The organism is Iodobacter violaceini (genome assembly GCF_011601265.1).
In the GTDB taxonomy this organism is placed as follows: Bacteria; Pseudomonadota; Gammaproteobacteria; order Burkholderiales; family Chitinibacteraceae; genus Iodobacter; species Iodobacter violaceini.
The window spans coordinates 76,060-102,629 of record NZ_JAAOLX010000010.1; the positions used below are offsets into that span (position 1 = coordinate 76,060).

Annotated in this window: 24 protein-coding genes; 21 read left to right on the top strand and 3 right to left on the bottom strand. The window is 52.3% G+C overall.

Annotated elements, in window-relative coordinates; all coding sequences use genetic code 11:
• Positions 1 to 230: 230 nt before the first annotated feature.
• The 5 genes from cysT (at position 231) to HA050_RS17600 (ending at position 6,240) form a co-directional block, all read left to right on the top strand.
• Positions 231 to 1,064: a sulfate ABC transporter permease subunit CysT gene (gene cysT / locus HA050_RS17580; RefSeq protein WP_166829056.1), complete on the top strand. Its 834-nt coding sequence runs from the start codon at positions 231 to 233 to the stop codon at positions 1,062 to 1,064.
• Complete coding sequence (gene cysW, locus HA050_RS17585; protein ID WP_166829059.1) at positions 1,064 to 1,933, top strand: sulfate ABC transporter permease subunit CysW; 870 nt, start codon at positions 1,064 to 1,066, stop codon at positions 1,931 to 1,933. The genes cysT and cysW overlap by 1 nt, the downstream gene beginning before the upstream one ends.
• A gap of 133 nt (positions 1,934 to 2,066) precedes the next feature.
• Complete coding sequence (locus HA050_RS17590; protein ID WP_166829062.1) at positions 2,067 to 3,116, top strand: sulfate/molybdate ABC transporter ATP-binding protein; 1,050 nt, start codon at positions 2,067 to 2,069, stop codon at positions 3,114 to 3,116.
• 101 nt (positions 3,117 to 3,217) lie between these two features.
• A complete protein-coding gene (locus HA050_RS17595; protein WP_166829065.1) occupies positions 3,218 to 4,213 on the top strand; it encodes an HDOD domain-containing protein in 996 nt (331 codons plus the stop codon).
• Complete coding sequence (locus tag HA050_RS17600; protein WP_166829068.1) at positions 4,210 to 6,240, top strand: putative bifunctional diguanylate cyclase/phosphodiesterase; 2,031 nt, start codon at positions 4,210 to 4,212, stop codon at positions 6,238 to 6,240. The genes HA050_RS17595 and HA050_RS17600 overlap by 4 nt, the downstream gene beginning before the upstream one ends.
• Positions 6,241 to 6,550: 310 nt before the next feature.
• Here the strand turns inward: HA050_RS17600 and rsmD are convergent, their stop codons facing one another.
• Positions 6,551 to 7,114 carry a 16S rRNA (guanine(966)-N(2))-methyltransferase RsmD gene (rsmD, locus tag HA050_RS17605; protein ID WP_166829070.1) on the bottom strand — a complete coding sequence of 188 codons (564 nt, stop codon included), beginning with the start codon at positions 7,112 to 7,114 and terminating at the stop codon, positions 6,551 to 6,553.
• Between the two features lie 132 nt (positions 7,115 to 7,246).
• Between rsmD and ftsY the strand changes: the two genes are divergently transcribed.
• The 5 genes from ftsY to rpoH all read left to right on the top strand — a co-directional run bounded on the left by ftsY (position 7,247) and on the right by rpoH (position 12,087).
• Positions 7,247 to 8,401: a signal recognition particle-docking protein FtsY gene (gene ftsY, locus HA050_RS17610; RefSeq protein ID WP_166829072.1), complete on the top strand. Its 1,155-nt coding sequence runs from the start codon at positions 7,247 to 7,249 to the stop codon at positions 8,399 to 8,401.
• 214 nt (positions 8,402 to 8,615) lie between these two features.
• Positions 8,616 to 9,119, top strand: a complete 504-nt coding sequence (locus HA050_RS17615; protein WP_166829075.1) for a GNAT family N-acetyltransferase — start codon at positions 8,616 to 8,618, stop codon at positions 9,117 to 9,119.
• A gap of 307 nt (positions 9,120 to 9,426) precedes the next feature.
• Entirely contained in the window at positions 9,427 to 10,080 is a 654-nt protein-coding gene (gene ftsE, locus HA050_RS17620; RefSeq protein ID WP_099397507.1) for a cell division ATP-binding protein FtsE, read from the top strand.
• A 6-nt stretch (positions 10,081 to 10,086) separates the two neighbouring features.
• Positions 10,087 to 10,989 (top strand): permease-like cell division protein FtsX, encoded by a 903-nt coding sequence (gene ftsX, locus HA050_RS17625; RefSeq protein ID WP_166829078.1) that lies wholly within the window; start codon positions 10,087 to 10,089, stop codon positions 10,987 to 10,989.
• Positions 10,990 to 11,235: 246 nt separating this feature from the next.
• The gene (gene rpoH, locus HA050_RS17630) at positions 11,236 to 12,087 is read left to right on the top strand and encodes an RNA polymerase sigma factor RpoH (protein WP_099397509.1); all 852 of its coding nucleotides are present in this window, start codon (positions 11,236 to 11,238) and stop codon (positions 12,085 to 12,087) included.
• A 204-nt stretch (positions 12,088 to 12,291) separates the two neighbouring features.
• On the opposite strand, the gene msrP is transcribed toward rpoH, so the two are convergent.
• The gene (msrP, locus tag HA050_RS17635; RefSeq protein WP_166829081.1) at positions 12,292 to 13,215 is read right to left on the bottom strand and encodes a protein-methionine-sulfoxide reductase catalytic subunit MsrP; all 924 of its coding nucleotides are present in this window, start codon (positions 13,213 to 13,215) and stop codon (positions 12,292 to 12,294) included.
• A 144-nt stretch (positions 13,216 to 13,359) separates the two neighbouring features.
• Positions 13,360 to 13,524, bottom strand: a complete 165-nt coding sequence (locus HA050_RS22675; protein WP_439898222.1) for a protein MIGRI — start codon at positions 13,522 to 13,524, stop codon at positions 13,360 to 13,362.
• A gap of 270 nt (positions 13,525 to 13,794) precedes the next feature.
• On the opposite strand from HA050_RS22675, the gene mraZ reads away from it, so the two are divergent.
• From mraZ to murC, 11 genes are all read left to right on the top strand, one after another.
• Positions 13,795 to 14,232 carry a division/cell wall cluster transcriptional repressor MraZ gene (gene mraZ / locus HA050_RS17640; RefSeq protein ID WP_166829084.1) on the top strand — a complete coding sequence of 146 codons (438 nt, stop codon included), beginning with the start codon at positions 13,795 to 13,797 and terminating at the stop codon, positions 14,230 to 14,232.
• Positions 14,229 to 15,161 carry a 16S rRNA (cytosine(1402)-N(4))-methyltransferase RsmH gene (gene rsmH, locus HA050_RS17645; protein WP_099397513.1) on the top strand — a complete coding sequence of 311 codons (933 nt, stop codon included), beginning with the start codon at positions 14,229 to 14,231 and terminating at the stop codon, positions 15,159 to 15,161. The genes mraZ and rsmH overlap by 4 nt, the downstream gene beginning before the upstream one ends.
• Positions 15,158 to 15,451 carry a cell division protein FtsL gene (gene ftsL, locus HA050_RS17650; RefSeq protein ID WP_166829087.1) on the top strand — a complete coding sequence of 98 codons (294 nt, stop codon included), beginning with the start codon at positions 15,158 to 15,160 and terminating at the stop codon, positions 15,449 to 15,451. Before rsmH ends, ftsL begins: the two co-directional genes overlap by 4 nt.
• On the top strand, positions 15,448 to 17,319 hold the full coding sequence (locus HA050_RS17655) for a peptidoglycan D,D-transpeptidase FtsI family protein (protein WP_166829090.1): 1,872 nt from the start codon (positions 15,448 to 15,450) through the stop codon (positions 17,317 to 17,319). The genes ftsL and HA050_RS17655 overlap by 4 nt, the downstream gene beginning before the upstream one ends.
• Before the next feature lie 90 nt (positions 17,320 to 17,409).
• Complete coding sequence (locus tag HA050_RS17660; RefSeq protein WP_166829093.1) at positions 17,410 to 18,891, top strand: UDP-N-acetylmuramoyl-L-alanyl-D-glutamate--2,6-diaminopimelate ligase; 1,482 nt, start codon at positions 17,410 to 17,412, stop codon at positions 18,889 to 18,891.
• On the top strand, positions 18,891 to 20,258 hold the full coding sequence (locus HA050_RS17665; protein WP_166829096.1) for a UDP-N-acetylmuramoyl-tripeptide--D-alanyl-D-alanine ligase: 1,368 nt from the start codon (positions 18,891 to 18,893) through the stop codon (positions 20,256 to 20,258). The genes HA050_RS17660 and HA050_RS17665 overlap by 1 nt, the downstream gene beginning before the upstream one ends.
• Complete coding sequence (gene mraY, locus HA050_RS17670; RefSeq protein WP_099397517.1) at positions 20,259 to 21,347, top strand: phospho-N-acetylmuramoyl-pentapeptide-transferase; 1,089 nt, start codon at positions 20,259 to 20,261, stop codon at positions 21,345 to 21,347.
• Between the two features lie 67 nt (positions 21,348 to 21,414).
• Positions 21,415 to 22,800: a UDP-N-acetylmuramoyl-L-alanine--D-glutamate ligase gene (gene murD / locus HA050_RS17675; RefSeq protein WP_166829099.1), complete on the top strand. Its 1,386-nt coding sequence runs from the start codon at positions 21,415 to 21,417 to the stop codon at positions 22,798 to 22,800.
• Between the two features lie 90 nt (positions 22,801 to 22,890).
• Positions 22,891 to 24,078, top strand: a complete 1,188-nt coding sequence (ftsW, locus tag HA050_RS17680) for a putative lipid II flippase FtsW (protein WP_099397519.1) — start codon at positions 22,891 to 22,893, stop codon at positions 24,076 to 24,078.
• A complete protein-coding gene (murG, locus tag HA050_RS17685; RefSeq protein WP_166829102.1) occupies positions 24,075 to 25,142 on the top strand; it encodes an undecaprenyldiphospho-muramoylpentapeptide beta-N-acetylglucosaminyltransferase in 1,068 nt (355 codons plus the stop codon). Before ftsW ends, murG begins: the two co-directional genes overlap by 4 nt.
• 8 nt (positions 25,143 to 25,150) lie before the next feature.
• On the top strand, positions 25,151 to 26,539 hold the full coding sequence (gene murC / locus HA050_RS17690) for a UDP-N-acetylmuramate--L-alanine ligase (RefSeq protein WP_166829230.1): 1,389 nt from the start codon (positions 25,151 to 25,153) through the stop codon (positions 26,537 to 26,539).
• Positions 26,540 to 26,570: the final 31 nt, after the last annotated feature.

A 26,570-nucleotide genomic window follows, 5' to 3' on the forward strand; every position in this document is an offset into this window, starting at 1 on the left:
ACAAAGAACACAGAGAAAACATTTTCTAAGGAAACGCTGATCCATTCAGCTTCGTCATTCCCGCTCAGACGGGAATCCGGCATAACCTCTGGATCCCCGATAAAAACATTCGGGGATGACGGTTGAATCAATTTTTTACCTTGGGTTTTCTCTGTGTGCTCTGAGTTCTTACCGCTCTCTGTGTCTGCAGAAGTTTTCTCCCGCTCCTAGCCAACCCCATCGGATTCACCATGCGCTTCAAACAGCCAAGCGTGCTGCCCGGTTTTAATTTAAGCCTTGGCTACACACTATTTTATTTATCGATCATCGTTCTGCTGCCGCTCTCGGCGCTGCTCATCAAAACCAGTGCGCTCAGTTGGGAGCACTTTTGGCAGATTATCAGTGAGCCACGCGTAGTGGCTTCTTATAAACTGACTTTTGGCGCATCCCTGCTGGCAGCACTGATTAATCTGCTTACCGGCCTGCTCGTTGCCTGGGTGCTGGTGCGCTATCATTTTTATGGCAAACGCTTTATTGATGCCATGGTCGATCTGCCTTTTGCCCTGCCAACCGCCGTGGCCGGGATTGCGCTGGCCACCATTTACGCGCCTAACGGCTGGATAGGCCAATATCTGGAGCCATTGGGTTTCAAGATTGCCTTCACCCCCATCGGCATCGTGATTGCGCTGACCTTTGTCACCCTGCCATTTGTGGTGCGCACCGTGCAGCCGGTGCTGCAAGACTTGGAACACGAGCTGGAAGAAGCCGCCTGCAGCCTGGGAGCCACACGCTGGCAGATTTTTTACAAAGTGATCTTTCCTACCATCCTGCCAGCCTTGTTAACCGGCTTTGCGCTGGCCTTTGCCAGGGCAATTGGCGAGTATGGCTCGGTGATTTTTATCGCTGGCAATATGCCTTATGTTTCGGAAATCACCCCGCTGATGATTATTTCCAAGCTGGAACAATACGATTATCTGGGTGCAACCGCGATTGCCGTGGTGATGCTGGTGGTGTCTTTTGCCCTGCTCTTATTAATTAACGGCCTGCAGTGGTGGGCAGCCAAACGACTGGGGAGACGCAAATAATGGCTTCAACAATTCAACGCTCCATTGTCACCACCGAAAGCCGCGCCGTGCGCTATCTGCTCACGGCTCTTGCCCTGCTGTTTATTGGCGTTTTTCTGGTGATTCCGCTGGCTTCGGTTTTTATCGAAGCGTTTCGCCAGGGCTGGCAGCTTTATCTGGCGGCACTTGTAGAGCCTGATGCGGTACAGGCCATTAAGCTCACGCTGATCGTGGCGGCGATTTCTCTGCCGGCCAATCTGATTTTTGGTATTGCGGCCGCATGGTCAATTGCCCGCTTTGATTTTCGCGGTAAAAGCATTTTAACCACGCTGATTGATCTGCCGTTTTCGGTATCCCCTGTTGTAGCTGGGCTAATTTATGTGCTGATGTTTGGAGCACAAGGCTGGTGGGGCCCCTGGCTGATTGAAAACGATTACAAAATTATCTTTGCCGTGCCGGGTATTGTGCTGGCCACGATCTTTGTCACTTTCCCCTTTGTCGCGCGCGAGCTGATTCCTCTGATGGAAGCGCAGGGCTCGGACGAAGAGCAGGCCGCCATCGTGCTGGGCGCATCCAGCTGGCAGATGTTCTGGCGGGTAACGCTGCCTAATATCAAATGGGGCCTGCTCTACGGCGTGATTCTGGCCAATGCCCGCGCCATGGGTGAGTTTGGCGCGGTCTCGGTGGTATCGGGCCATATTCGCGGCATGACCAATACTGTGCCGCTGCATGTAGAGATTCTTTACAACGAATACAACTTTGTCGGCGCATTCGCCTGCGCCTCGATCCTGGCTCTGCTGGCGCTGTTAACCCTTGCGGCAAAAAGCTATGTGGAATGGAAAAGCGAGCAGCAAGCTGCTACAGACCGTCGCCATGCGGTTGAGGAATAAATCGGGGAGTCGGGAGTCGGGAAAGCTTAGCTTCCTGTACCGTCAAGTTAGTCCTTAGGATTTCTCATTGAAACCCCGTGCCCTCAGTGTTTCAAGAGTGGGTTTTGCTACGCAATATCAAAAGGCATTCAATATGAGTATCGAAGTCAAAAACATCGCCAAGCGTTTCGGGGCATTTACCGCGCTGGATAATCTGAATTTAGAAGTGAACTCGGGCGAGCTATTGGCACTGCTTGGGCCTTCGGGCTGCGGTAAAACCACACTGCTGCGGGTGATTGCCGGCTTGGAAACCCCGGATCAGGGGCAGATTTTATTTCATGGTGAAGATGCTACGGATACCCATGTCAGAGAGCGCCAGGTTGGCTTTGTATTCCAGCACTACGCACTGTTCCGACATATGACGGTATTTGAAAATGTCGCCTTTGGCCTGCGTGTTCGCCCGAAGAAAACCCGCCCTTCCGAAGCCGTGATCAAAGAAAAAGTCCATGCCCTGCTCAATATGGTGCAACTGGACTGGCTGGCAGACCGCTTCCCGGCTCAGCTGTCTGGCGGGCAAAGACAACGGATTGCGCTGGCACGCGCGCTGGCGGTAGAGCCTAAAGTATTGCTGCTGGATGAGCCATTTGGCGCGCTGGATACCAAGGTACGCAAAGAGCTGCGCCGCTGGTTACGCCGCCTGCACGATGAGATGCATATCACCAGCGTGTTTGTGACCCACGATCAGGAAGAAGCGCTGGAAGTAGCCGATCGCGTAGTGGTGATGAATAAAGGCCAAATTGAGCAGATTGGCACCCCCGAGCAGGTTTATGACACCCCTGCCACGCCCTTTGTGTATCAGTTCTTAGGCGATGTAAATCTGTTCCACAGCCGTGTGCACGAAGGCTGGGCCGAGGTGGGCGGCGCGCGCTTTGCCGCACCGGATGCCAGCAATTCGGCGGCTACCGTTTATGTGCGCCCGCATGAAATTGATCTTTCCCGGCTGGAAAATTCATCTGCCATCGAAGGCAAAATAATCCATGTGCGCCTGCTGGGGGCAACAGTCAGGCTGGAAGTGGAAGTGGCCAATGCAGATATTGTAGAGGTAGAGCTTACACGGGAGCGGCAGCAAGAAGGACAATGGAAGACAGGTGAAACCGTATTCCTTACACCAAGAGAAGCCAGAGTCTATACACAGGCGGCATAGTTTCACGAGAATAAGCCATTAATTGGCTGACAAAGTAATGACTCCTTGCCCATGGCTTCTGACAGAGCTAGGGTAAAGAGTCATCATGCTTCGTTCAGATCATGCTACTCGAACCTGTTTGGAATACTGAAAATCACTGGGTTGCCCTGCGCGTCCATGCTGATGGCGCGCAGCTTGCTTTGCTGGCCCCTATGCTGGCTGACTCTTCGCTGGCAAAACTACCCTGCTTATGGGAAAGCGCCGATGGCTTACTCCCCCCTGACTTACCCGGGCACCACCCCTATGTGGTGCTCCTCAATAATAATGAGCTGCCACTGCCTTCCCCTCAGACAGGGCGCAGATTACTCACCGCCCCCAGCGAAGACCCAGGCCTGATTTGTGGCATCACCACGTTGCCCAGCCAATTACCCCCCAAAGTATGGCTAACTGGCACCTGGCTGCTTGCGCCACAAAAAACCGATGGTCGCCCCAACCCCAGCAAGCCGGTATTACTTGAATTACTGGGGCTGATCACCAGCGATGCCGATACCCCGGCCATTGAAAAGGTGATTGCCAAAGCACCTCAACTGGTTTTTAGCTTATTAAGGCTGGTAAATTCTGTGGCAGTGGGTGGGGGTGCTCATGCCGAAAGCTTGCGGCAAGCGATTGCTATTTTAGGCAGACGCCAGCTGCAACGCTGGTTGCAGCTTTTGCTCTATGCAGAGCAATTTGGCAGCGACAGCGGCACACCGCCGCTGCTGCTATTGGCCGCCTTGCGCGCCAAGCGGCTGGAAAGCTGGGCGGGCAGCGATGCACTGCCCAATATCAAGCCCGATGCCGCTTTTATGGCGGGAATGCTGTCTTTACTGGACCGCCTGTTTGGCCAGCCGCTTGCTGAGATTCTGAATCCGCTGCCGCTCAGTCCTGAGCTAAGCGCGGGCTTACTCGCTGCAGAAGGCCCCATCGGCAATGCCATTAAAGCCCTTGGCGCTATTGAGGCGGCAGACAACACACTGCTTGCCAGCCTGCTGCCAGATACCCACTCTGCCAACTGGCTGCAATCTGAAACCAACGCCTGCCACTGGGTCAGAAAATTACTGGCGTCAGGTGATGCATGAATAATGAGCTGGACAGCGACTCTGGCATTTATGCGGCGCTTGAAGCGTCGCTGATCACCATGGATCTGGAAGGCTATATCACTGGCTGGAACCATGGAGCCGCCTTGCTGTTTGGCTATAGCGCAGACGAAGTACTCGGTAAGCATATTCTGCTTTTATACGCCGATGCAGAAAGCGAAGGAGAAGAAGACTTCTTTAATGAAGTCATCGCCAATGGCCATGCCGAAATGGATGTGAAGCGGCGGCGCAAAGACGGCAGCGATTTTTGGGCCCATCTGCACCTCACTTTGGTGCGAAATAAAGTTGGCCAGCCAACAAGGCTGATCGGCTATGTGCGGGATATCAGCAGCCAGCTTGCCAATGAAGAACGCAGCCGGCTTTATACCCGCATCATCGAATACGCCCGCGAAGCCATTGTGATTACAGATAGTAATAAGCTGATTGTCAGCGTAAATAACGCTTATTTGAAGATTACCGGCCGCAGCAATGCGGAGGTGATTGGTACCGTTCCCAGCTTTTTAAAAAAGAAATACAGCACAAAAAGCATTGAAGCCACCCTTAAAGCAATGGGGCACTGGGAAGGTGAATTATGGGACAGCCGTGCAGATGGCGAAGTTTTCCCGGCATGGCTCACCATCAGTGCAGTACAAACCAATTACGGCACGGTAAGCCATTATTTTGTGGTTTTTTCTGATCTCACCGAAAAGCGCCTTGCCGAAGAAAAAATCCATAAGCTGGCCTATTACGACACGCTCACAAATCTGCCCAACCGCGCCATGCTGTTTTCCCTGCTCGCGCAATCTTTAGCAGAAGCCAAGCGCAAAAAAAAACACGGCTCTCTGCTCTGCTTTAACATCAATAGCTTTAAACATATTAATGATTCTTTCGGCCATTCTGAAGCCGATACACTGCTTGCAGAGCTGGCCAGAAGAATCAGAACCGCATTACGTGAAGAAGATGTTGTTTCCCGTTTCAGTGGTGATGAGTTTTATATCGCGCTTTTTGAAATAGAACAAAGAGAAGACGCCATCCTGGTGGCAAGGCGTATTTTGCAAGCGACGGCAGCACCTTTTTATTTAAAAAATCAGGAGATTGTTTTATTAAGCCATATTGGTATCAGCATCTATCCGGACGATGGCTATCATGCCGAAACACTCATTAATAATGCCACCGTAGCCATGCAGCGTGCCAAGAAAAGCAATCAGAATTATCTTTTTTATTCCAGTGAAATGAACCGCCGCTCACTGGACAGAATCAAGCTGGAAGCCGAGCTGCACCACGCACTGGATCTCAATCAATTCGAATTATTTTTTCAGCCGCAAATTGATTTACCCAGTAAAAAAATAATGGGAGCGGAAGCACTGATACGCTGGCGTCATCCACAAAAAGGCATGATTCCGCCTTCAAACTTTATTCCTTTTGCCGAGGAAACAGGGCTGATTGTGGGTATTGGCAGCTGGGTGCTGAATGAAGCGATCAGTCAGATCGCCGAATGGAAAAAAATAGGCATTAAATTAAACCGGCTGGCCATTAATTTATCGGCCTTGCAATTTAAACCTCAGCTGCCTGACGAGCTAAGCGCGATTTTAAGCTATCACAAAATACCTGCAGAATTGGTCGAGCTGGAGCTGACAGAAAGCCTGCTGATGGGAAATGGCCAATCCAGCCTGCTTAATCAATTACACAGCACAGGTTTTAGCCTGGCACTGGATGACTTTGGCACGGGCTATTCTAATTTGGCTTATTTGCAACATTACCCCATTGATTATTTAAAAATCGACCAATCCTTTGTTCAGGCCCTGCCAGATAATCAACATTCGGCCGCAATCGTGCGCTCTATCGTTGATATCGCCACCAATCTGGGTTTAAAACTCATTGCCGAAGGCGTAGAAACCCAGGCCCAGGCCGATTACCTGTCCAAACTGGGCTGCCACTTAATTCAGGGCTATTTCTGCTACAAACCCATGAGCGCTTCAGACTTTACCCAATTGCTGATCGAGCAGCAGGGAAAAGAAAACCAAGCTTAGAGCGGCATCACACGAGTGCTAAGCAATTGGGTTTTTCGTTAGCAAACAACGAAAAAAAGCGATACCCACGCTCATGACACAGGGCTTTTTCCTTTCACTAAAAACACGCTTCGCTCCGAACAAGCGGGGTGGCGTCGTCGTCAATTCGTGCTTGAGCGCAGCGAGTTGACACAACGCCACTGTCCGCAACGAGGGGCTTTCGTGTTCTGGGGTTGTGGCTTCGTTTCTTGGCGACGCAAGAAAGGTCCAGCGGGACGCCCTCACCTAAATCAACGTGCCGAAGGCACTAAAAAGATCTTTTTGACTTTGCTTAGCTCGTTTGGGGTTGCACCACCGCACGCAACAAGGCGTATTTCACTTGCCCGGCCCGGCCTTCTTTGACGATTTCCCAACCATCCCGATCCGGCCAGTTGGCTGTTTCGGCATAGATAACGGCACCTTCATTTAAGATGCGTGGTAGTTTTGGTAATACTTGCGCTAAAAAATCCGATGCAAAAGGCGGGTCTAAAAACACCACGTCAAAACGCTCGGCAGTACTGTCTAAAAAACGCAGAGCATCGCCCCAAATCACTTCAATATTGGCCGCGCCCAGCAAAGCCTGGTTATCTTTTAAGCTGGCAGCCACGTTTTTAGCGCGCTCTACCATCACTACACGCTTGGCATTTCTTGATGCAGCCTCAAAACCCAGCGCGCCGCTGCCGGAAAAAAGATCGAGGCAGGTGAGATTGGTGCACTCCTGGCCCAGCCAGTTAAATAACGTTTCACGCACCCGGTCAGGCGTTGGACGCAGGCCTTCTGCGTCAGGAAACTTCAATAAACGGCGTTTATAGTCACCGCCAATAATACGAACCTGGTTTTTGAACTGTGCGGCCATGTTAAAATCCTAGCAATCTGTAATTAAATAGCCCGGCAGCCTTGTTAAAAAAGCCCAATCAGACTTTTTTAACGCAGACTTATCGACAAGCTGCCCGCATTTTCCGCCATCTTTCGGAATACCCGCAAACTCATGTTCAGTTTTTTTCGCAAAAAAAAGCCGGTTGCACCGGTCACCCCAGAAACACCTCTGGTGGCAGAGCCTGTCCAAACCGACACGGCCCCCATTCATCACGCCGCTGCGCCTGTTATTAACGCAGCTGAAATCACCAATGCAGCGGTACACCCTGAGCCGCTGAAAACCGAAGAGGCAGCTGCTCCTGCTCCTGCTCCTGCTCCTGCTCCTACAGCCATTATTGAAGCCGTACAGCCACAAGCCAAGCTTTCATGGGCAGAGCGCCTTAAAGCAGGGCTGGCTAAAACACGTGATCGCCTGGGTAAAAGCCTCGCGGGGCTGTTTGGCGGCGGCCAAATTGATGAAGATCTGTACGAAGAGCTGGAGTCTGTCCTGCTTACCGCCGATATGGGCATCGATGCAACACAACATTTGCTCAGCGATGTACGAAATCGTGTAAGCCTTGCCGGGCTTAAAAATGGCTCTGAGCTGAAAGGTGCATTACAAAGCTCCCTCACCGATCTCATCAGCCCCTTGCAAAAACCGCTGGATGTTAGCACGCATAAGCCCTTTATCCTGATGGTTGCAGGTGTAAATGGTGCGGGTAAAACCACCAGCATCGGCAAGCTGGCTAAATATTTTCAAGGCCAGGGGCTGAGCGTTTTGCTGGCTGCAGGCGACACTTTCCGCGCAGCTGCGCGTGAGCAGCTGGTGGTATGGGGCGAGCGTAATGGCGTGCAAGTAATTGCCCAGGACGGTGGCGACTCTGCGGCTGTTGCCTTTGATGCGGTCAACGCTGCTAAAGCACGCGGCATTGATGTAGTGATTGTGGATACCGCCGGCCGCCTGCCTACACAGCTGCATTTGATGGAAGAAATCAAAAAAGTAAAACGCGTGGTGCAAAAAGCCGACCCAACAGGCCCGCACGAAATCATGCTGGTGCTGGATGCCAATAATGGCCAGAACGCGCTCAGCCAGGTGAAATCATTTGACGACGCACTGGGCCTGACCGGTTTGATTCTCACCAAGCTCGATGGCACGGCCAAGGGCGGGATTATCGCCGCGATTGCCAAACAACGCCCAATCCCGCTGCGCTTTGTGGGCGTTGGGGAGAGCATCGACGATTTACGCCCCTTTATCGCCAAAGATTATGTGGATGCGCTGTTTGATTAAAAAACCATAAATCTTAGGGCACAAAGGGCACGCAGATATAAAAGCGGGAACACCGGGGAAAAACAAATTATTTCTTAGGGTGTGGAACGACAGCTTGTTCCACATCACCCCGCCGCCGAAGCAAACAGTATCGATCAGAAGATATTTTCTCTGTGTGCTCCGTGTGCTCTTCCTGGCTCTGTGTTGCAGATCTTTTTTTTCACCAAGGAAGTTAATGGATCACTCCCTTGTTTTACGCCCTGCCACCGCTGCGGATGCGCAAAACCTGGCGGCGCTGGCGATTCAGGTTTGGCTGCACACCTATGCCACAGCAGGCATTCGGCAGGATATTTCTGCTTATGTGCTCAGCGAATTTACACCAGATAAATTCACCACCTTGATTAATGATCCCCGCTACCAATTACTGATCGCCGAAATTGATCATCATCTGGTGGCTTTTGCACAAATTGATTTTGCTTCTGAGAAACAAACCGCGCCTTGCTCTGTTGAGCTGCAAACGCTGTATGTTCAGGAAATGTTTACTGGTCAGGGACTGGGCAGCAAATTGCTGGCTTACTGCGAAGAGATAATTGGCTCACATCATTACTGGCTGAGCGCCAATATTAACAATCACCGTGCAATTGCGTTTTATGCCCGCCAGGGTTTTGTTCAGCATGGTGTAACATACTTCGAACTTGGCGGTAATCAGTACGAAAACAAAGTATTAGTGAAAGCGTAAATTATTAAAAAAAGAGGCTACTACCGCAGGTTGGGTTAGCTGGTTTCGCAGCTGATTTGGGCTGCGCAAACCAGCGTAATCCAACATGCCTCGCGGAAAAGGAAGTTGGGTTACGCGATATATCGCTGAGCGAGGTAAACCCCGCACGCAGACCGCTAACCCAAGCTACGGCTAGCGGTATTCCGGGCAGTTATTTCGCTATATACCCTAAGTAATATTTGTCATACCTTTCTCCGCATCACTCAATGTTCTCGGTATTCAAGATTTAAGGTTAAGCGTATTCGTGGAAAACAAAGACAGGGCTTCTATGATCCAATTTCAGCAAGTCAGTAAGCGTTATCCTGGCGGCTTTGATGCCGTTAAGAATTTAAGCTTTGAGATTCCAAGTGGCGAGCTGGTTTTTTTGGCTGGCCATTCCGGCGCGGGCAAATCGACGCTGCTCAAGCTGATTGCAGGCATAGAAAAGCCCAGCGGCGGAGCGGTGATCGTTAACGGGCAGAATATGGCGAAAATGAATCGCAGCTCGCTGCCTTATATCCGCCGCCATCTGGGGCTGATTTTTCAGGATCATAAAATTCTGTTTGATCGCAGCGTGATCGATAATGTCAGCCTGCCGCTGGATATTATTGGCTTTGATCACAGAGAAGGCCGCCGCCGTGTTTTGGCCGCACTCGATAAGGTGGGCCTTGCCGGTAAAGAAAAGCTTAATCCCGTCTCGCTGTCGGGTGGTGAGCAGCAGCGGCTGTGTATAGCCCGTGCGGTGGTGCATCGCCCTGCTATCTTGCTGGCAGACGAGCCAACCGCCAATCTGGATCGCGATTACGCTCACGATATTCTGGAGCTGTTTAAGTCTTTTCATCAGGTTGGCGTCACTATTGTGATTTCTGCCCATGATGAAACCCTGATGGCAGATTACGGACGTCGTATTCTGCGCCTGAAAAATGGTCAATTTACTGCTTGAGGCGCTATGAAACACTGGTTCAGACTCCATCTGCAATCCCTGGCGCGCACCTTAGGTGCTTTGTTTCGCCACCCCTTCTCCAGCACACTGAATTTACTGGTGATTGGCATCACGGCCGCTCTGCCTTTAGCCCTGTGGCTGATCATCAGCAGCTTAAGCAGTGTTGCCAGCCAGATTCATGTAGAACCGCAAATCTCTGTATTTATGCGCGATACCGCCACGGCAGAAGACATTGCCATGCTTAAAACGCAATTAAAGAAAGACCCGCGCATCGCCAGCAGCCGTTTTATCAGCAAAGACGATGCACTTAAAGAAATGCAAATCTCTTCTGGCGCGGCCAATCTTTTAGCCGGGCTAAGCGAAAATCCGCTTCCCGATGCCTTTGTACTGAGCAGTAAAGACGGCCAGGCCAGTACCTTAGAAGCCTTGCAAAAAGACATGATCAGCCGTCCCGGCGTAGAAGAAGTCCAGCTTGATTCGGCTTGGGCACATCGCTTAGAAAGACTACTCGCCCTGGGCCAGACATTATTCGAAGTCATTGTCGTACTGCTGGCAACAGCACTCACGCTGATCACAGGTAATGCCATCCGCATGCAAATTCTGACACGCAAAGAAGAAATCGAAGTAGCAAGGCTGATTGGTGCGACCGATGCCTTTATCCGCAGACCATTCGTCTATTTTGCAATGGTGCAGGGCCTGCTTGGCGGGCTGCTTGCATGCGGTATTGTGGGCAGCATGCTGTCTCACCTCAACCCAGCGGTAAGCGATCTGGCAATGGCATACGGGCAAAAATTCAGCCTGCAATCCCCAGACCTGAGTACGATTGCCATTGTCTGCGGCCTGTGTACCCTGCTTACGTTCATCGGCGCGTGGCTTGCCGTTTGGCGGCATTTACGGCAATTTACCTGAGGCCGAAACAGGAAAACAGGCGGGAAGCAATTTCCGCCTTCCTCTGCGGCAAAGCCAGCCTGGCCGCCATTTTTCCCATTTAGTGATTCATGATTAATTCACTCTATTGAGCAGATAGGAAAAATTGCCGTGCTTCATTGCACCATAGTGTGATTGAATCGAAAGTCTGAATATTTGCTTTTTTTTAGCACTCGGCCAAGTCAAGTGCTAGAATCAGCAAGAGTTTTTGCAAGGAGAGATTGAAACATGGCGTCTGCACTTACACTTCCCGTACTGTCCGGTGGCGACAGCATCGAGAGCTATATCCAGCGTGTAAATACTGTCCCCATGCTCTCGCAGGAAGAAGAATACAGCCTTGCCGAGCGCTACCACCAGGACAACGACTTGGAGGCAGCCAAGCAACTGGTTATGTCCCATCTGCGAGTTGTGGTGTCAATTGCACGCGGCTACTCTGGTTACGGCCTGCCTCAGGCAGACTTAATCCAAGAGGGCAATATCGGCCTGATGAAAGCGGTAAAACGCTTTGAACCCGGCCGTGGCGTACGCTTATTTTCCTTTGCTGTGCATTGGATTAAAGCCGAAATCCACGAATACGTACTGCGCAACTGGCGTCTGGTTCGTGTTGCCACAACCAAAGCCCAGCGTAAATTATTTTTTAATCTGCGCTCCATGAAACCCGGCTTTGCCGCACTCACCACTTCCGAAGCACAAAAAATCGCTGACGATCTGGGTGTAAAACGCGAAGAAGTGCTGGAAATGGAAACGCGGATGAGCGGCCAGGATATTTCGCTGATTGCCGACGACAACGATGACGAAGGCTACGCACCGATCGACTGGCTGGCTGATCACGATAGCGCACCGGATGCCACTCTGGCCCGCCGCGCGACGGATAAGCTGCATACTGAAGGCCTGCAAATGGCTCTCGCCAGCCTGGATGAGCGCAGCCGCCGGATTGTGGAAACACGCTGGCTGGCCGACGAAGGCTCAGCCTTAACGCTGCACGATTTGGCAGCAGAGTTTAATGTTTCTGCCGAGCGCATCCGCCAGATCGAGGCCAAAGCCCTCAGCAAAATGAAGCAGGCCTTACTGCCAGCATAAAAAAACGGAGCCAGTGGCTCCGTTTTTTTATGTCTTCATTTTTCGAAATGAAACTCAAAATATAAAATCCAAATCTTGAACCACGGAGATCACTGAGAAAAACAAGAAATAGAAGTTATGTTGTATTTCGGTTTTCTCCGTAGCCCTCTGTGCTCTCCTTTTCCTCCGTGGATAAAGACTTGGGCTTAGATTGTCATCAAACCATCAAAACAGCTTCTTCAAATCCATTCCCTTATACATTCCCGCCACCTGATCGCCGTAGCCGTTAAACATTAAGGTTTTGCGTTTAAAGAAATCGCCAATCCGCCGCTCGGTGGCCTGGCTCCAGCGGGGGTGATCCACTTCCGGGTTTACATTGGAATAAAAACCGTACTCGTTGGGTGCCGCTTTATTCCATGCAGTTTGCGGCTGTTTTTCGGTCAGACGAATTTTTACGATGGATTTAGCGCTTTTAAAACCGTATTTCCATGGCACAACCAAGCGAACCGGCGCGCCGTTTTGATTGGGCAAGACCTTGCCATAAAGGCCCACCGCCATAATCGCCAGAGGGTGCATGGCTTCATCCATACGCAATCCTTCGGTATATGGCCAATCAAGCACCGAGCGGCCAACACCGGGCATCTGCTCTTTATCGGCCAGCGAAATAAACTCAACGTATTTAGCTTTAGAAGTGGGATTAACCCGTTTAATCAGCTCAGAAAGTGGGAAACCCACCCACGGAATCACCATCGACCAGCCTTCCACACAACGCAGGCGATATATCCGCTCTTCCAATGGCGCAATTTTTAATAATTCGTCGATTGAAAAAGTACGCGGTTTTTCACACTCGCCCTCAATCACAATATTCCATGGCCGTGTTTTTAAGGTATGCGCCGTTTTAGCCGGATCATCTTTGCCCGTACCAAATTCATAGAAATTATTGTATTGAGTGATTTGCTCAAAGCTATTTTTATCGTCTTTAGCAGACAAGGAGCTGGCCCGGTAAGCTAATTCACCAGCCGCTTGTGCAGGCAGTGCAGCCGCCAGCCCAAGTGCCGCAGCTCCCGTCATGATTTGACGGCGGTTTAACCAAAGACCTTCAGGTGTAATTTCAGAAGGTAATATTTCTGTCGATGAGCGGATCAGCATGATGTTCTCCAGAGGCAATAGAGCTTAGTCGGACAGAACAACAAGCGCTGACAACGACACTTAAAGTTTATCTGCAATCAGGCATATAGCAAAAAAGTTTCTTTGAACACAGCGTCACAGTTTTGCCTGGTAAAAAACGCAAGCTCAATAGATGTGCAAAAACAATGCAATAGCGGCCGCAAAGAGTAAAACAACTGAAGCAATCCTCATTGAGCGGTCAATTTCGGAGCGAAGTGAGGGGCTGATTCGCCGCCAAAGCGCCCAAACAAGCAAGGCAAACAAACAGATATTCAGTAATTTTTCTGTCACAAGGCGTAATCAATTTATGAAAAGAGGAAAAGACGTATTATTTAACAATTAAGTTAAAGTTTTACTTTAACTTAATTGTTTTAGCGCTTGCTTATGCAAGATAAAACAAGAGAAAAATGTACATTACATAAATTGCAGCTAAGTGATTGTATCAAAAGAATAATTAAAAAACGGGCGCTTGTGCGCTCTTTTTTTTTACTCTATAGTGGGAAGTAGTGGGTGAAAGTGGGTAAAAGTGCAGCACTAACCCTTACAAAAGAGTAAATCATCATGTTTGGCGGTGTGGCTTCTTTAAATCTCGACAGCAAAGGACGATTGGCAATTCCTGCCAGGCATCGTGACGTGCTGGGGACGCACTGCGCCAACCGCTTAGTGATAACTGCCGAGCCTTCGGGCTGCCTGCTGATTTACCCCGAACCCGACTGGTTGCCCGTTCGCGATCAGCTCAATCGTTTATCTGGCGCTCAGATGCCTATTCGCCGTTTTATCGTCGGCCATGCCGAAGAGATCGAACCCGATAGCGCTGGGCGTATTTTGATTCCGCCACGCTTACGCCAGCTGGCGGGGCTCGATAAAGAAGTCGCCCTTGTTGGCATGGGCAATAAATTCGAACTTTGGGATGAAGCCCGCTGGGCCGCTCAGGTTCAAGCCGTTATGGATATCAGTCCAGACGATTTGGCAAAACAAATGCAGGACATCGTGCTTTGACGCTTATACACACCACCGTTTTACTTGAAGAAGCCGTGCACGCACTGGCGATCAAGCCAAATGGCATTTATGTCGATTGCACTTTTGGCCGGGGCGGTCACTCGCGCCTCATCCTATCCAAACTGGGCCCTGAAGGCCGTTTGATTGCTTTTGATAAAGACCCGATGGCGATTGCTGAGGCAGCCACCATCACCGATCCGCGCTTCACCATCGTTCACGAAGGCTTCGTTAATCTGCAAAAAGAATTAAATCTGCGTGGCATTGCAAGCGTGGACGGTGTGCTGATGGATTTAGGCGTGTCATCTCCTCAGCTTGATGACGCCAGCCGGGGATTTAGTTTTCGCTTTGATGCCCCGCTCGATATGCGCATGGATACCACGCGCGGTATGACGGCGGCCGAATGGCTGAATTTAGCTGATGAGAAAGAAATTGCAGAGGTGGTAAAAGACTATGGCGAAGAGCGGTTTGCTAAACAGGTTGCAGCAGCGATTGTTACGAGTCGAACGGGAGAACCGATTCTCACCACCGGCCAGCTTTCCCAGATCGTGGCAACGGCAGTCCGTAGCCGCGAGCCGGGGCAGAATCCGGCGACACGTACCTTCCAGGCTATACGGATTTACATCAATCGCGAACTTGAGGAGCTTGCGCTGACGCTGCCGCAAGCTTTAGAGATGCTGAATCAGGGCGGCCGCTTCTCAGTGATTGCTTTTCATTCGCTGGAAGACCGTATCGTAAAACGTTTCCTGCAAGATGCAGCCCAGGGCGACAAGCTGCCTTCCCGCCTGCCTGTGCGCGCTGCTGATATTGCCGAGCCACCTGTCAAAATCATTGGCAAGCCGATTCGCGCCAGTGAAAAAGAAGTGGATGAAAACCCGCGCGCCCGCAGCGCTATCTTGCGCACAGCAGAAAGAACAGGAATCGCCCTGTGACACGTTTAAACCTTTTTTTGCTTGTCATTTTAATTGCGTGCGCGCTGGCCTTAATTACCAGCCAGCATAAGGCGCGCAAATTTTATGGCGAACTGCAAAAGGAAGAAGTCTTAAGCCGTAAGCTCGAAGTTGAGTGGGGACAGCTGCAGCTGGAGCAAAGCACCTGGGCCATGCATTCACGCATTGAAGCTGAAGCAACACAAAAATTAGGCATGCAAGTGCCAGGACCAAACCGTACGCAAGTGATCCTGCCGCACGGTGAACGCGTAGCAAAACCGGTGACCGAATGAAATTAGCAAGGCCCCCCCGCCAGGTTGGCGGGCAATCACGTCATCAGCGTTTTGCCGCACCACAGCCAAAGCTGGAGCGCTGGCGGGTATGGGTTGTAGTTGGCTTTTTACTCTCGCTTTTTGCGGTACTGCTTGGCCGTGGCCTGTATTTGCAAGCGTGGAACGAAGGCTTTTTGCAAGAGCAGGGTGATGCGCGCTATATGCGCACCCTTAAGCAAGCTTCGAATCGCGGCATGATTACCGATAGAAATGGCGAACCATTAGCGATTTCTACCCCGGTGCAATCCATCTGGGCCAGCCCGCGTGGAATGACATTACTGCCGGCAGGGCAGGAGCGCCCGGCAGATTGGGAGCCAAAATCAGAGAAAGACCCGGTACCCGTGTCGCGTAGTGAGTTAAAAAAACTGGCGGCAGCATTGCAGTTGCCGGAAGAAGAGTTAAACAAGAAATTAAGTAACTCCAGAAAAAACTCGAAAGGCGAAGAAATCCGCCCCGATTTTCTGTGGTTACGCCGGCATATGTCGCCAAACGATGCCAAGGCCGTGATGGCACTCAATGTACCGGGTGTGTACACGCAAACCGAATACCGCCGCTATTACCCGGCGGGCGATGTGATGGCGCATATCGTGGGCTTTACCGACATTGATGGCAAAGGACAGGAAGGTTTTGAATTAACCCGTGAAGCAATGCTGGCAGGCAAGCCTGGCAGCCGTACTGTGATTCGTGACCGGCGCGGTTATATCGTTGAAGACGTTTCAACCATTGTTCCCGCTAAAGATGGCGAAACCCTGCAGCTGTCGATCGACCGCAAGATCCAGTATCTGGCGTACCGGGAGCTGAAAAAAGGGATTGAAGCGGCAGGTGCTGTAGCAGGTGCTGCCGTTGTACTGGATGCAAAAACGGGCGAAGTACTGGCACTGGCCAATTTGCCCTCATACAACCCCAATAGCCGTGAGCGCGTTGATTTAGCCCGAAAACGTAACCGGGTACTGACTGATACTTACGAGCCTGGCTCAACGATGAAACCATTTGTTGTTGCTGCCGGTTTAGAACAAGGCCTCATTAAGCCATCGACCATTATCCAAACCTCGCCAGGGCGAATGACGATAGGCCCGGCGACTTTTAAAGATACAAGAGATTACGGCGCGCTGAACCCGGAAGGCGTGCTCAAACACTCCAGCAATGTGGGCGCGGCCAAGATTGGCCTGATGCTGAGCCGCGAAGAATTATGGGGATATTTTAATAATTATGGTTTTGGTGCATCAACGCACAGTGGTTTCCCGGGAGAGGCATTTGGCCGGGTTCGCCCATGGAAAACCTGGCGGCCGATTGAACAAGCCACGATGTCATTCGGGCACGGTTTATCGGTCAGCCTGATGCAAATGGCCCGTGGCTACTCGGTGTTTACCAACCACGGCGAAATGAAGCCGATCACCTTTACCAAGATGGTGGCACCAAGCCCGGGTAAACAAGTGATCTCAGCCCAGACGGCTGATTTAGTAAAAAACATGCTGGAAGCCGTAACCCAGGCAGGCGGGACAGCAGTCAGGGCACAGATTGTGGGCTTTCGGGTTGGCGGTAAAACGGGGACGGCACGCAAGATTGTAAATGGCCAATATTCCCGTGAAAAATATGAAGTGTCGTTTATTGGCTTTGCACCGGTTTCCAACCCGCGCTTGATTGTGGCGGTTTTGATTGATGAGCCGTCCACGGTAGGAAATCGTTATTACGGCGGTACAGTTTCCGCCCCCGTGTTTCAGGAAATTATGTCAGGCAGCTTGCGGATGTTAGGTGTTCCGCCCGATGCCCCGATTACTAATATCTTGTTGCCAGGGCTGGATGCACCAGAGTTGAAAGAAGAAACATAAGCGATACTCCGGGCGGCATAGCGCCAGAGAGTCCCGACCCAAAACCACCCTTGTTCCGTGCCTTAAACCAGCCGGACTAAAGGAAGAAATATGAAAGCTGTGAGCTGGAACCTCCCTACTCCCGACCTTCCTGCGATCGATGCCATCGCTGCGGGCGCGCGTCTTGTAGCCGATAGCCGCAGCGTTCAGGCGGGTGACGTCTTCCTTGCCTTTCAGGGTGAATACGCCGATGGCCGCAGCTATATCGCGGAAGCGATCGCAGCTGGCGCAGCAGCCGTGCTGTGGGAAGCGGAAGACTTTGTATGGAATCCAGCGTGGAAAACGCCCAATCTGGCCATTCCGCAACTGCGCGCCCAAGCCGGGATTGTAGCGGCTCATTTATTAGGCAACCCGTCGCAATCGATGTTTGTAACCGGTATTACCGGCACCAATGGCAAAACGTCTATTGCCAACTGGCTGGCACAGGCTTTTAATTTGCTGGGCCATAAAACTGGCGTGCTTGGTACGCTGGGCAACGGTTTTATTGATCGCCTTGAAAGCTCCACCCATACCACTCTTGACCCTGTGACCCTGCAAGGCTGGCTGGCCCGCCTGCAAACAGAGGGCGCAAGCCATATTGCGATGGAAGTCTCATCGCATGGACTGGATCAGGGCCGCGTGCACGGCACCCATTTTGATGTAGCGGTATTTACCAACCTTACCCGCGATCACCTGGATTACCACGGCGATATGGGCAGCTATGGCGCAGCAAAAGCCCGGCTGTTTAACTGGGAAGGCTTAAAGACCGCCGTCATCAATACCGACGATGCTTTTGGCCGCGAGCTGGCCTCTCAATGCAAAGCCCCCCGCGTACTGACCTATGGTCTGGAAAACGGCGGTATTCGCGCCACAAAAATCACCTTAACACTGGCAGGTCTGGAGCTGGAAGTCGCCACGCCTTACGGCCTGTGCAATATCAACTCCCCTATGCTGGGCCGTTTTAACGCCAGCAATTTGCTTGCATGCCTGTCTGTTTTACTCGCTGCCGATGTACCACTGGCGCAAGCCGCCGATGTGCTCAGCAGGATTCAGCCCGCAGCTGGCCGGATGCAAAAGCTGGGCGGCGATGAACGCCCCCTGATTGTGGTGGATTACGCACACACCCCGGATGCGCTGGAAAAAGCGCTGACCACGCTGCGCGAATCCATGCCGGAAAAAAGCCGCCTTTATTGCATCTTTGGCTGCGGTGGTGACCGGGACAAAGGCAAGCGCCCGCTGATGGGCGAAATTGCCTGCCGCCTTGCCGATGCGGTGATTATCACCTCAGACAATCCGCGCAGCGAAACCCCGCAAGCCATTATTCAGGACATCGTCCGGGGCGTTTCCGGCGTGCCTGGCAGCGGTCATGCCAACTACAGCATCGATTCAGACCGCTCTTCAGCCATTAGCGACGCCATTGATGTGGCCACGGCCAAAGACGTTGTGCTGATCGCAGGCAAAGGGCACGAAACTTATCAGGAAATCGCAGGAATTCGTCATCCGTTTGATGATGTCGCCATTGCAAACCGTGCTTTAGCAAGGAAGAAAAAATAATGTTGTCCCTGCAAGAAACCGCACAGGCTCTGAAAGCCTCCTTCACTGGCGCTGGCGAGGCTCGCTTTGCGCGTGTCACCACAGACAGCCGTGATATTCGTGCGGGTGATTTATTTATTGCTTTGCGTGGTGAAAAATTTAACGCAAATGAGTTTGCCGATGCCGCCATTGCCGCTGGTGCTGTTGCCGCCATCGTCGATACACCGATTGCCGGGCCGCATATTTTAGTCAGCGACACCCTGGCTGCCCTTGGGCAACTTGCAGCCTGCTGGCGCGAGCTGCTTAAAAACACAGCGGGCCAGATCGTGATTGGTGTGACTGGCAGCAACGGCAAAACCACGGTGAAAGAAATGATTTCTGCCGTGCTGACTCAGCACCAGGGCCAGGATTCGGTGCATGCCACCCGGGGTAATTTAAACAACCATATTGGCCTGCCGCTTACCCTGCTGGCTGCCCGTGCACAGCACCGCTATGTTGTGGCTGAAATGGGCATGAATCATTTTGATGAGATCAGCTATCTCACCCATATCGCCAAACCCGATATCGCCATCATTACCAATGCGGGCCGCTGTCACCTTGAAGCACTGGGCAGCGTAGCGGGCGTGGCACAGGCCAAGGGTGAAATTTTTGCAGGCCTGGTTGCTGGTGGCTACGCCATTATCAATAACGATGACGACTATGCTCCGCTCTGGCGCGAGCTGGCCAAAGAGCATCCGCAAGTCAGCTTCAGCCTCAGTAATGCCGATGTATATGCACGCAATTTGTGTGCACATATTCATGGCGCGCAATTTACGCTCTGCACCCCTGATGATTCAGCTCAGGTCGATTTACAGATTCCTGGCTTACACAATGTACTCAATGCGCTGGGCGCAGCAGCCGTAGGGCATGCGCTCAAGATTGGCGCGGAAGACATTGCCAGCGGGCTGGCCAGTTATGAAGGCACCAAAGGCCGTTTGCAAAGCAAAAATGCATTTAACGGCGCAAAAGTATTTGATGACACTTACAACGCCAACCCCGATTCAATGAAAGCCGCCATCGATGTTCTGGCAGGCTTTGGCCCTGAAACCCTGCTGGTTTTAGGCGATATGGGTGAAATTGGCAGCGATACAGCAGAGCGGCATCAGGAAATTGGTGCTTACGCCCGCAGCAAAGGCATACGCGCGCTTTACACCCTGGGCGAGCAAATGCAGCTGGCCAGTACGGCCTTTGGCGGAACGGCACAACATTTTGCCGACGTTGCAACATTAATCGCAGCGGTTCGCACTGATTTAACGCCAACGGCCACGCTTTTGGTCAAAGGCTCGCGTTTTATGCGCATGGAACGCGTCGTTGATGGCGTAGTGATGAACACTCTGGAGAAGATGTAAATGTTGTTGCTGTTAACCCAATGGCTGGGCGAATCGATTCGCGCCTTTAATGTTTTTAACTACATCACCCTCAGGGCGGTGCTGGCGACCATGACGGCGCTGGGTATCTCCTGGACGATGGGCCCATGGGTCATTAAAAAATTAACCGATTTAAAAGTAGGCCAGGTTGTCCGTACTGACGGTGTACAGGCTCATTTAATTAAAGCTGGCACCCCAACCATGGGAGGCACGCTGATTTTGCTGGCGATTGGCTTAACCACCCTGCTCTGGGGCGACTTACGCAACAAGTATGTATGGCTGGCGCTGATTGTCACCATGGCAACGGGTGTGATTGGTTTTGTGGATGACTACCGCAAAATTGCGCTGAAAGACCCTAAGGGTTTATCGGCCAAAGCCAAGCTTTTCTGGCAATCGCTGATTGCGATTGGTGCTGGGGTATTTCTGGTCCACGCCGGCGGCAGCCTGCCCGCCAATACCGGCTTTGTGATTCCATTTTTTAAGCAGATTCTCTACCCCTTTGGCGCGATTGGCTTTTGCGTACTGACTTACTTTGTGATTGTGGGCACCAGTAATGCGGTCAACCTCACGGATGGTCTGGACGGGCTGGCGATTATGCCAACGGTGCTGATTTCTTTTGCTTTTTGCATTTTTGCCTATGTTGCGGGCAATGTGGTGTTTTCCAAATATCTGGGCGTGCCACATGTACCCGGCGCAGGCGAGCTGGTGATTTTCTGTGCGGCCATGGCCGGTGCAGGGCTGGGATTTTTATGGTTTAACGCCTATCCAGCCGAAGTCTTTATGGGTGACGTGGGCGCACTGGCCCTTGGCGCAGGCCTCGGTATTGTGGCGGTGATTGTTCGCCAGGAAATCGTCCTGCTGATTATGGGCGGCGTGTTTGTGATGGAAGCGTTGTCGGTAATGATTCAGGTGGCCAGCTTTAAACTGCGCGGCAAACGCGTATTCAGAATGGCACCGATTCACCACCATTACGAATTAAAAGGCTGGAAAGAAACCCAGGTTGTCGTGCGTTTCTGGATTATCACTATGCTGCTGGTTTTGGCTGGCTTAGCCACGCTGAAGCTGCGGTAAGAAGCTTAGGTGGGTGCTTCTTAGTACCCACCTAAGCGTGTTTTTAAGCATTTCACTGAGATAGAAAATGAATTACCAAGGCAAACATTGCATCGTTGTAGGTTTAGGCGAATCAGGCTTTTCTGCTGCTAAATGGCTGGCCGCTCAGGGCGCGCGCGTCACGGTGGCAGACAGCCGCAGCACGCCTCCAAACCTGGAACAGCTGCATGCTGCCCATCCTGATATTGAACTGCGCTTAGGTGCGTTCAGCGATGCCACGTTTGCAGATGCCGGTGCGCTGATTGTCAGCCCGGGTGTGCCACTTGCCACCCCGGCCATTGCGGCAGCGGTGGCCCGTGGCGTGCCTGCTCTGGGCGATGTGGAATTATTTGCTCAGGCCATTGCCGGCACTGCCGTTAAAGTCATTGCCATCACTGGCTCCAACGGTAAATCCACCGTCACCAGCATGGTTGGGCAGATGTGCGAAGCCGCCGGTTTAAAAGCCGTGATGGCTGGCAATATCGGCCTGCCAGTGCTGGATGCGCTCACCGCCAGACCGGATGCCGATGTGTTTGTGCTGGAGCTTTCCAGCTTTCAGCTCGAAACCACCACCTCGCTGAATGCCGATGCCGCCACAGTACTGAATATCAGCGAAGACCATTTAGACCGTTATAAAAATCTGGCGCATTACGCCGCCACCAAGGCTGCTATTTTTGCCGGTACTGGCGTTGTGGTACTCAACCGCGAAGACGCACATTGCCAGGCCATGGCAGCAGCACTGCCATCCCGCCAGATTGTCTGGTTTGGTGCCGATGCGCCGCGTGCCGCTGATGAGTACGGCCTGAAAGGGGCCGAATTCACCTTAAGCCTTGGCGATGAAGCGCTGCTCAATGCGGCAGAGCTGCCCGTGGCAGGCTTACACAATGCAGTGAACGCGCTTTCTGCTATCGCGCTATGCCGCGCCATTGGCTTGGAAACAGCCCCGCTGCTGGCCGCTTTGAAATCATTCAAGGGCCTCGCACATCGGGTGGAATTTGTCGCCACCGTCAATGGCGTGGATTACTTCGATGATTCCAAAGGCACCAATGTAGGCGCAACAGAAGCTGCACTCAAAGGCATGACCCGCCCTGTTGTGCTGATCGCTGGCGGCGATGGCAAGGGGCAGGATTTCCGCCCGCTTAAAGCCGCATGCGAGCGCATTTGCCGCGCGGTGATTCTGATTGGCCGCGACGCCCCCATTCTGGCCGAAGCGCTCAATGAAGCCCAATCACAATTTGTTGATTTTGATAACGAACATCTGCTGCCCATCCTGCAACTGCCCAATATGGAAATGGCCGTGCAGTTTGCCAGCAACTTTGCAGAAAGCGGCGATGTTGTGCTGCTTTCCCCTGCATGCGCCAGCCTCGATATGTACCGCAACTATCACCACCGCGCCGAAGTATTTATCGCTGCGGTTAAAGGTTTAGGGAGCTGATATGCCCCAGCTATTTTCTCAAACCGCCATTCGGGTATGCCCGGCGATGAGTGGGTCTAAAGATACGCTCCCAAAAGGTTTGGAGGCCTGATGCGCCAGCTATTTTCACAAGCTATCAAACGGCTGCGCCCCAATATGGCAGCCTATGATCAGGCGCTGTTCTGGTGCATTACCCTGCTGCTGACGATTGGTTTAGTGATGGTGTATTCCTCATCAATTGCGATGGCCGAAGTGGATAAAGACACTGGCTTTCGCTCTAACTATTTTTTGATTCGCCATGTGATTTTCCTGGTCGTCGGCATTGCAGGTGCATTTATTGCCTTCTCTGTTTCTACCAAAACCTGGCAGCAGTATTCATCCACCCTGTTTTTAATTGGCATGATTTTGCTGCTCCTGGTGCTGATTCCAGGCGTAGGGCGTGAAGTAAACGGCAGCCGCCGCTGGCTGTCTTTGGTGGTGATTAACTTGCAGCCATCCGAGCTGATGAAGCTGTTTGTTGTGCTTTATGCCGCGGATTACACCGTACGCAAAGCCATCAGCATGACAGGCTCATTTATGCAAAGCGTAAGCAAAGTGCTGTTCCCCATGTTTATGGTGATGGCGCTGGTGGGCGCACTTTTACTGCTGGAGCCTGACTTCGGTGCTTTTGCCGTAATTACAGCAATCGCCATGGGCGCACTCTTTTTAGGCGGCTTTAACTGGAAGCTCTTTGCCGGCCTGTTTATGTTCCTGGGCGTGGCCTTTGTGGGGCTGGTGGTCAGCTCGCCATACCGTATGCAACGCGTGCTGGGGTTTTTAGATCCGTGGAAAGATCCGTACGGCAAGGGCTATCAGCTTAGCCATTCACTGATTGCTTTTGGCCGGGGCGAATGGAGCGGCGTGGGCCTTGGGGCCAGCGTAGAAAAACTCTCCTACCTGCCCGAAGCGCATACCGACTTTTTAATGGCGATTATTGCCGAAGAGTTTGGCTTTATCGGTGTAGCCCTTGTGATTTTGCTGTTTGCTTTTCTGATTTTTCGCTCTTTTATGATCGGCGTGCAAGCCGCAAAGCTGGAGCGCCACTGGCAAGCTTTAGCCGCGCAAGGCGTAGGAATCTGGATGGGCGTGCAGTCATTTATCAATATTGGCGTAAATATGGGCCTGATGCCCACCAAGGGTTTAACCCTGCCGCTGCTGTCTTTTGGTGGCTCTGGCGTGGTTGCAAATTTAATTGCTTTAGGCGTTCTGATGCGGATTGATTACGAAAACCGCCAGCTGATCAGGGGATACCGTGCATGAGTAAACGTACCCTTCTCGTGATGGCAGGCGGCACAGGCGGGCATATTTTCCCCGCCCTTGCGGTGGCTGAAGAGCTAAAAACACGCGGCTGGAAGATTATCTGGCTGGGCGCTGCCGGCCGCATGGAAACACGCATCGTGCCGGAACATGGCATTGATCTGATCACCCTCAAAATTGATGGCGTACGCGGCAAAGGGCTGCTGAAAAAACTCAGCCAGCCCTGGGTACAGCTCAAGGCCCTTTGCGGTGCATTTAAAGCCATTTTTGAGCACAGGCCTGATGTGGCCATTGGCTTTGGCGGCTTTACCGGCTTCCCAGGCGGCGTAGCGATGCGCATGCTGTGGCTGCCACTGGTGATCCATGAACAAAACTCGGTTGCAGGGCTCACGAATAAGGTGCTGTCTAAAATTGCCAACCGCGTGCTGTTTGCTTTTCCAAGTGCTTTTCCAGGGATTGAAGGCTGCATTGGCAACCCGGTAAGAGCTGAAATCCAAAATCTGGCGCTGCCAGAAGCCCGCTTTGCAGGGCGCACTGGCCCGCTCAGGCTGCTGGTTGTTGGTGGCAGCTTAGGCGCACAGGTCTTTAACGAAGAAGTACCCAAGGCACTGGCCTTAATGCCTGCTGATCAGCGCCCGGTGGTGATTCATCAGGCAGGCGAAAAACATATCGAAGCCTTGCGGGCCAATTATGCCGCCGCCGGTGTCAGCGCAGATTGCGTGGCTTTTATCAGCGATATGGCAGAGGCCTACGCCAATGCCGACCTTATTTTATGCCGTGCCGGTGCCCTGACCGTGGCCGAGCTGGCCTGTGTAGGCGCCGCATCGGTGCTGGTGCCTTTTCCGCACGCCGTTGATGATCACCAAACCGGCAATGCACGCTATTTAAGTGAGAACGGTGCAGGCCTTTTAATTTCACAAAAAGAATTTAACGCCGCCGCGTTTGCCCAATTACTGACCCAAACCAGCCGCGGGCAATGCTTAAGCATCGCCAAGCTAGCACGCGGTCTGGCAAAACCGGATGCCACGATGCAAGTGGTATCGGTGATTGAAGAATTAGCCAAGTAGAAACGATGATGAAACACAAAGTTAAACGTATCCATTTTGTAGGCATAGGCGGCGTCGGCATGAGCGGTATCGCTGAAGTTTTGCTCAACCTTGGGTTTGAGATCAGTGGCTCAGACCTCGGCAGCAATGCCACCAGCCAGCGCCTTGCTGCAAACGGCGCGCACGTCCATTTGGGCCATGCGGCCGAATATGTGGCCAATGCAGATGTGGTGGTGATTTCCAGCGCGGTAAAAGACGACAACCCGGAAGTGATCGAAGCACGTAATCGTAAAATACCGGTGGTGCCACGGGCACAAATGCTGGCCGAGCTGATGCGCTTAAAGCAAGGCATCGCCATTGCCGGCACGCACGGCAAAACCACTACCACCAGCCTGACTGCCTCGATTTTAGAAGCAGCGGGGCTTGATCCTACCTTTGTAATTGGCGGCAAATTACACGCGGCAGGCAGCAATGCACGCCTTGGCCATGGCGACTTTTTAGTGGCCGAAGCCGATGAAAGCGATGCGTCTTTCCTGCTGCTCACCCCGGTGATCTCGGTAGTGACCAATATCGATCAGGACCATATGGATACCTATGGTCACGACTTTAATAATCTGAAGAAGGCGTTTATTACCTTCTTGCAGCACCTGCCCTTCTATGGCCGCGCCGTACTGTGCATTGATGATCCTTATGTGCGCGAGATCCTGCCGCAGGTCACCAGCCCGATTACCAGCTACGGCATCAGCCCGGATGCCATGCTGCGCGCAGAAAACATTGTGGCGCTCGATGGCCGTATGCAATTTGATGCAGTTTGGGAAAACGGCGAATCACGCCGCCTGCCCATCACACTGAATATGCCAGGCATGCACAATGTGCTCAACGCTCTGGCCGCGATTGCGGTAGGGATTGAAATTGGCGCAGATGAAGCCGCCATTCAGTCAGCATTAGCAAGCTTCCAGGGAGTAGGACGCCGCTTCCAGCGCTATGGCGAAATAGCGCTTGAAACAGGCGGCAGCTTTACGCTGGTGGATGACTACGGCCACCACCCGGTTGAGATGGCCGCCACCATTGCCGCTGCACGGGGTGCGTTTCCGGGCCGCCGCTTAGTGCTGGCATTTCAGCCTCACCGCTACACCCGCACCCGCGATTGCTTTGAAGATTTTGTACAAGTGTTATCCACGGTTGATGGCTTATTGCTTGGCGAAGTGTATGCCGCCGGCGAAACCCCGATTGTGGCCGCAGACAGCCGCAGCCTGGCCCGCGCCGTGCGTGTAGTTGGCAAGGTAGAGCCGCAATTTGTGGCCGATATCCAGGAAATGCCCGCCGCCATTATGGCCGCAGCCAAAGATGGCGATGTGATTATCACCATGGGCGCAGGCACGATAGGCGGCGTTCCGGGCAAGGTTGCTGCATTGTAAAAACAAAAGATCTGCAGACACAAAGGAAGAA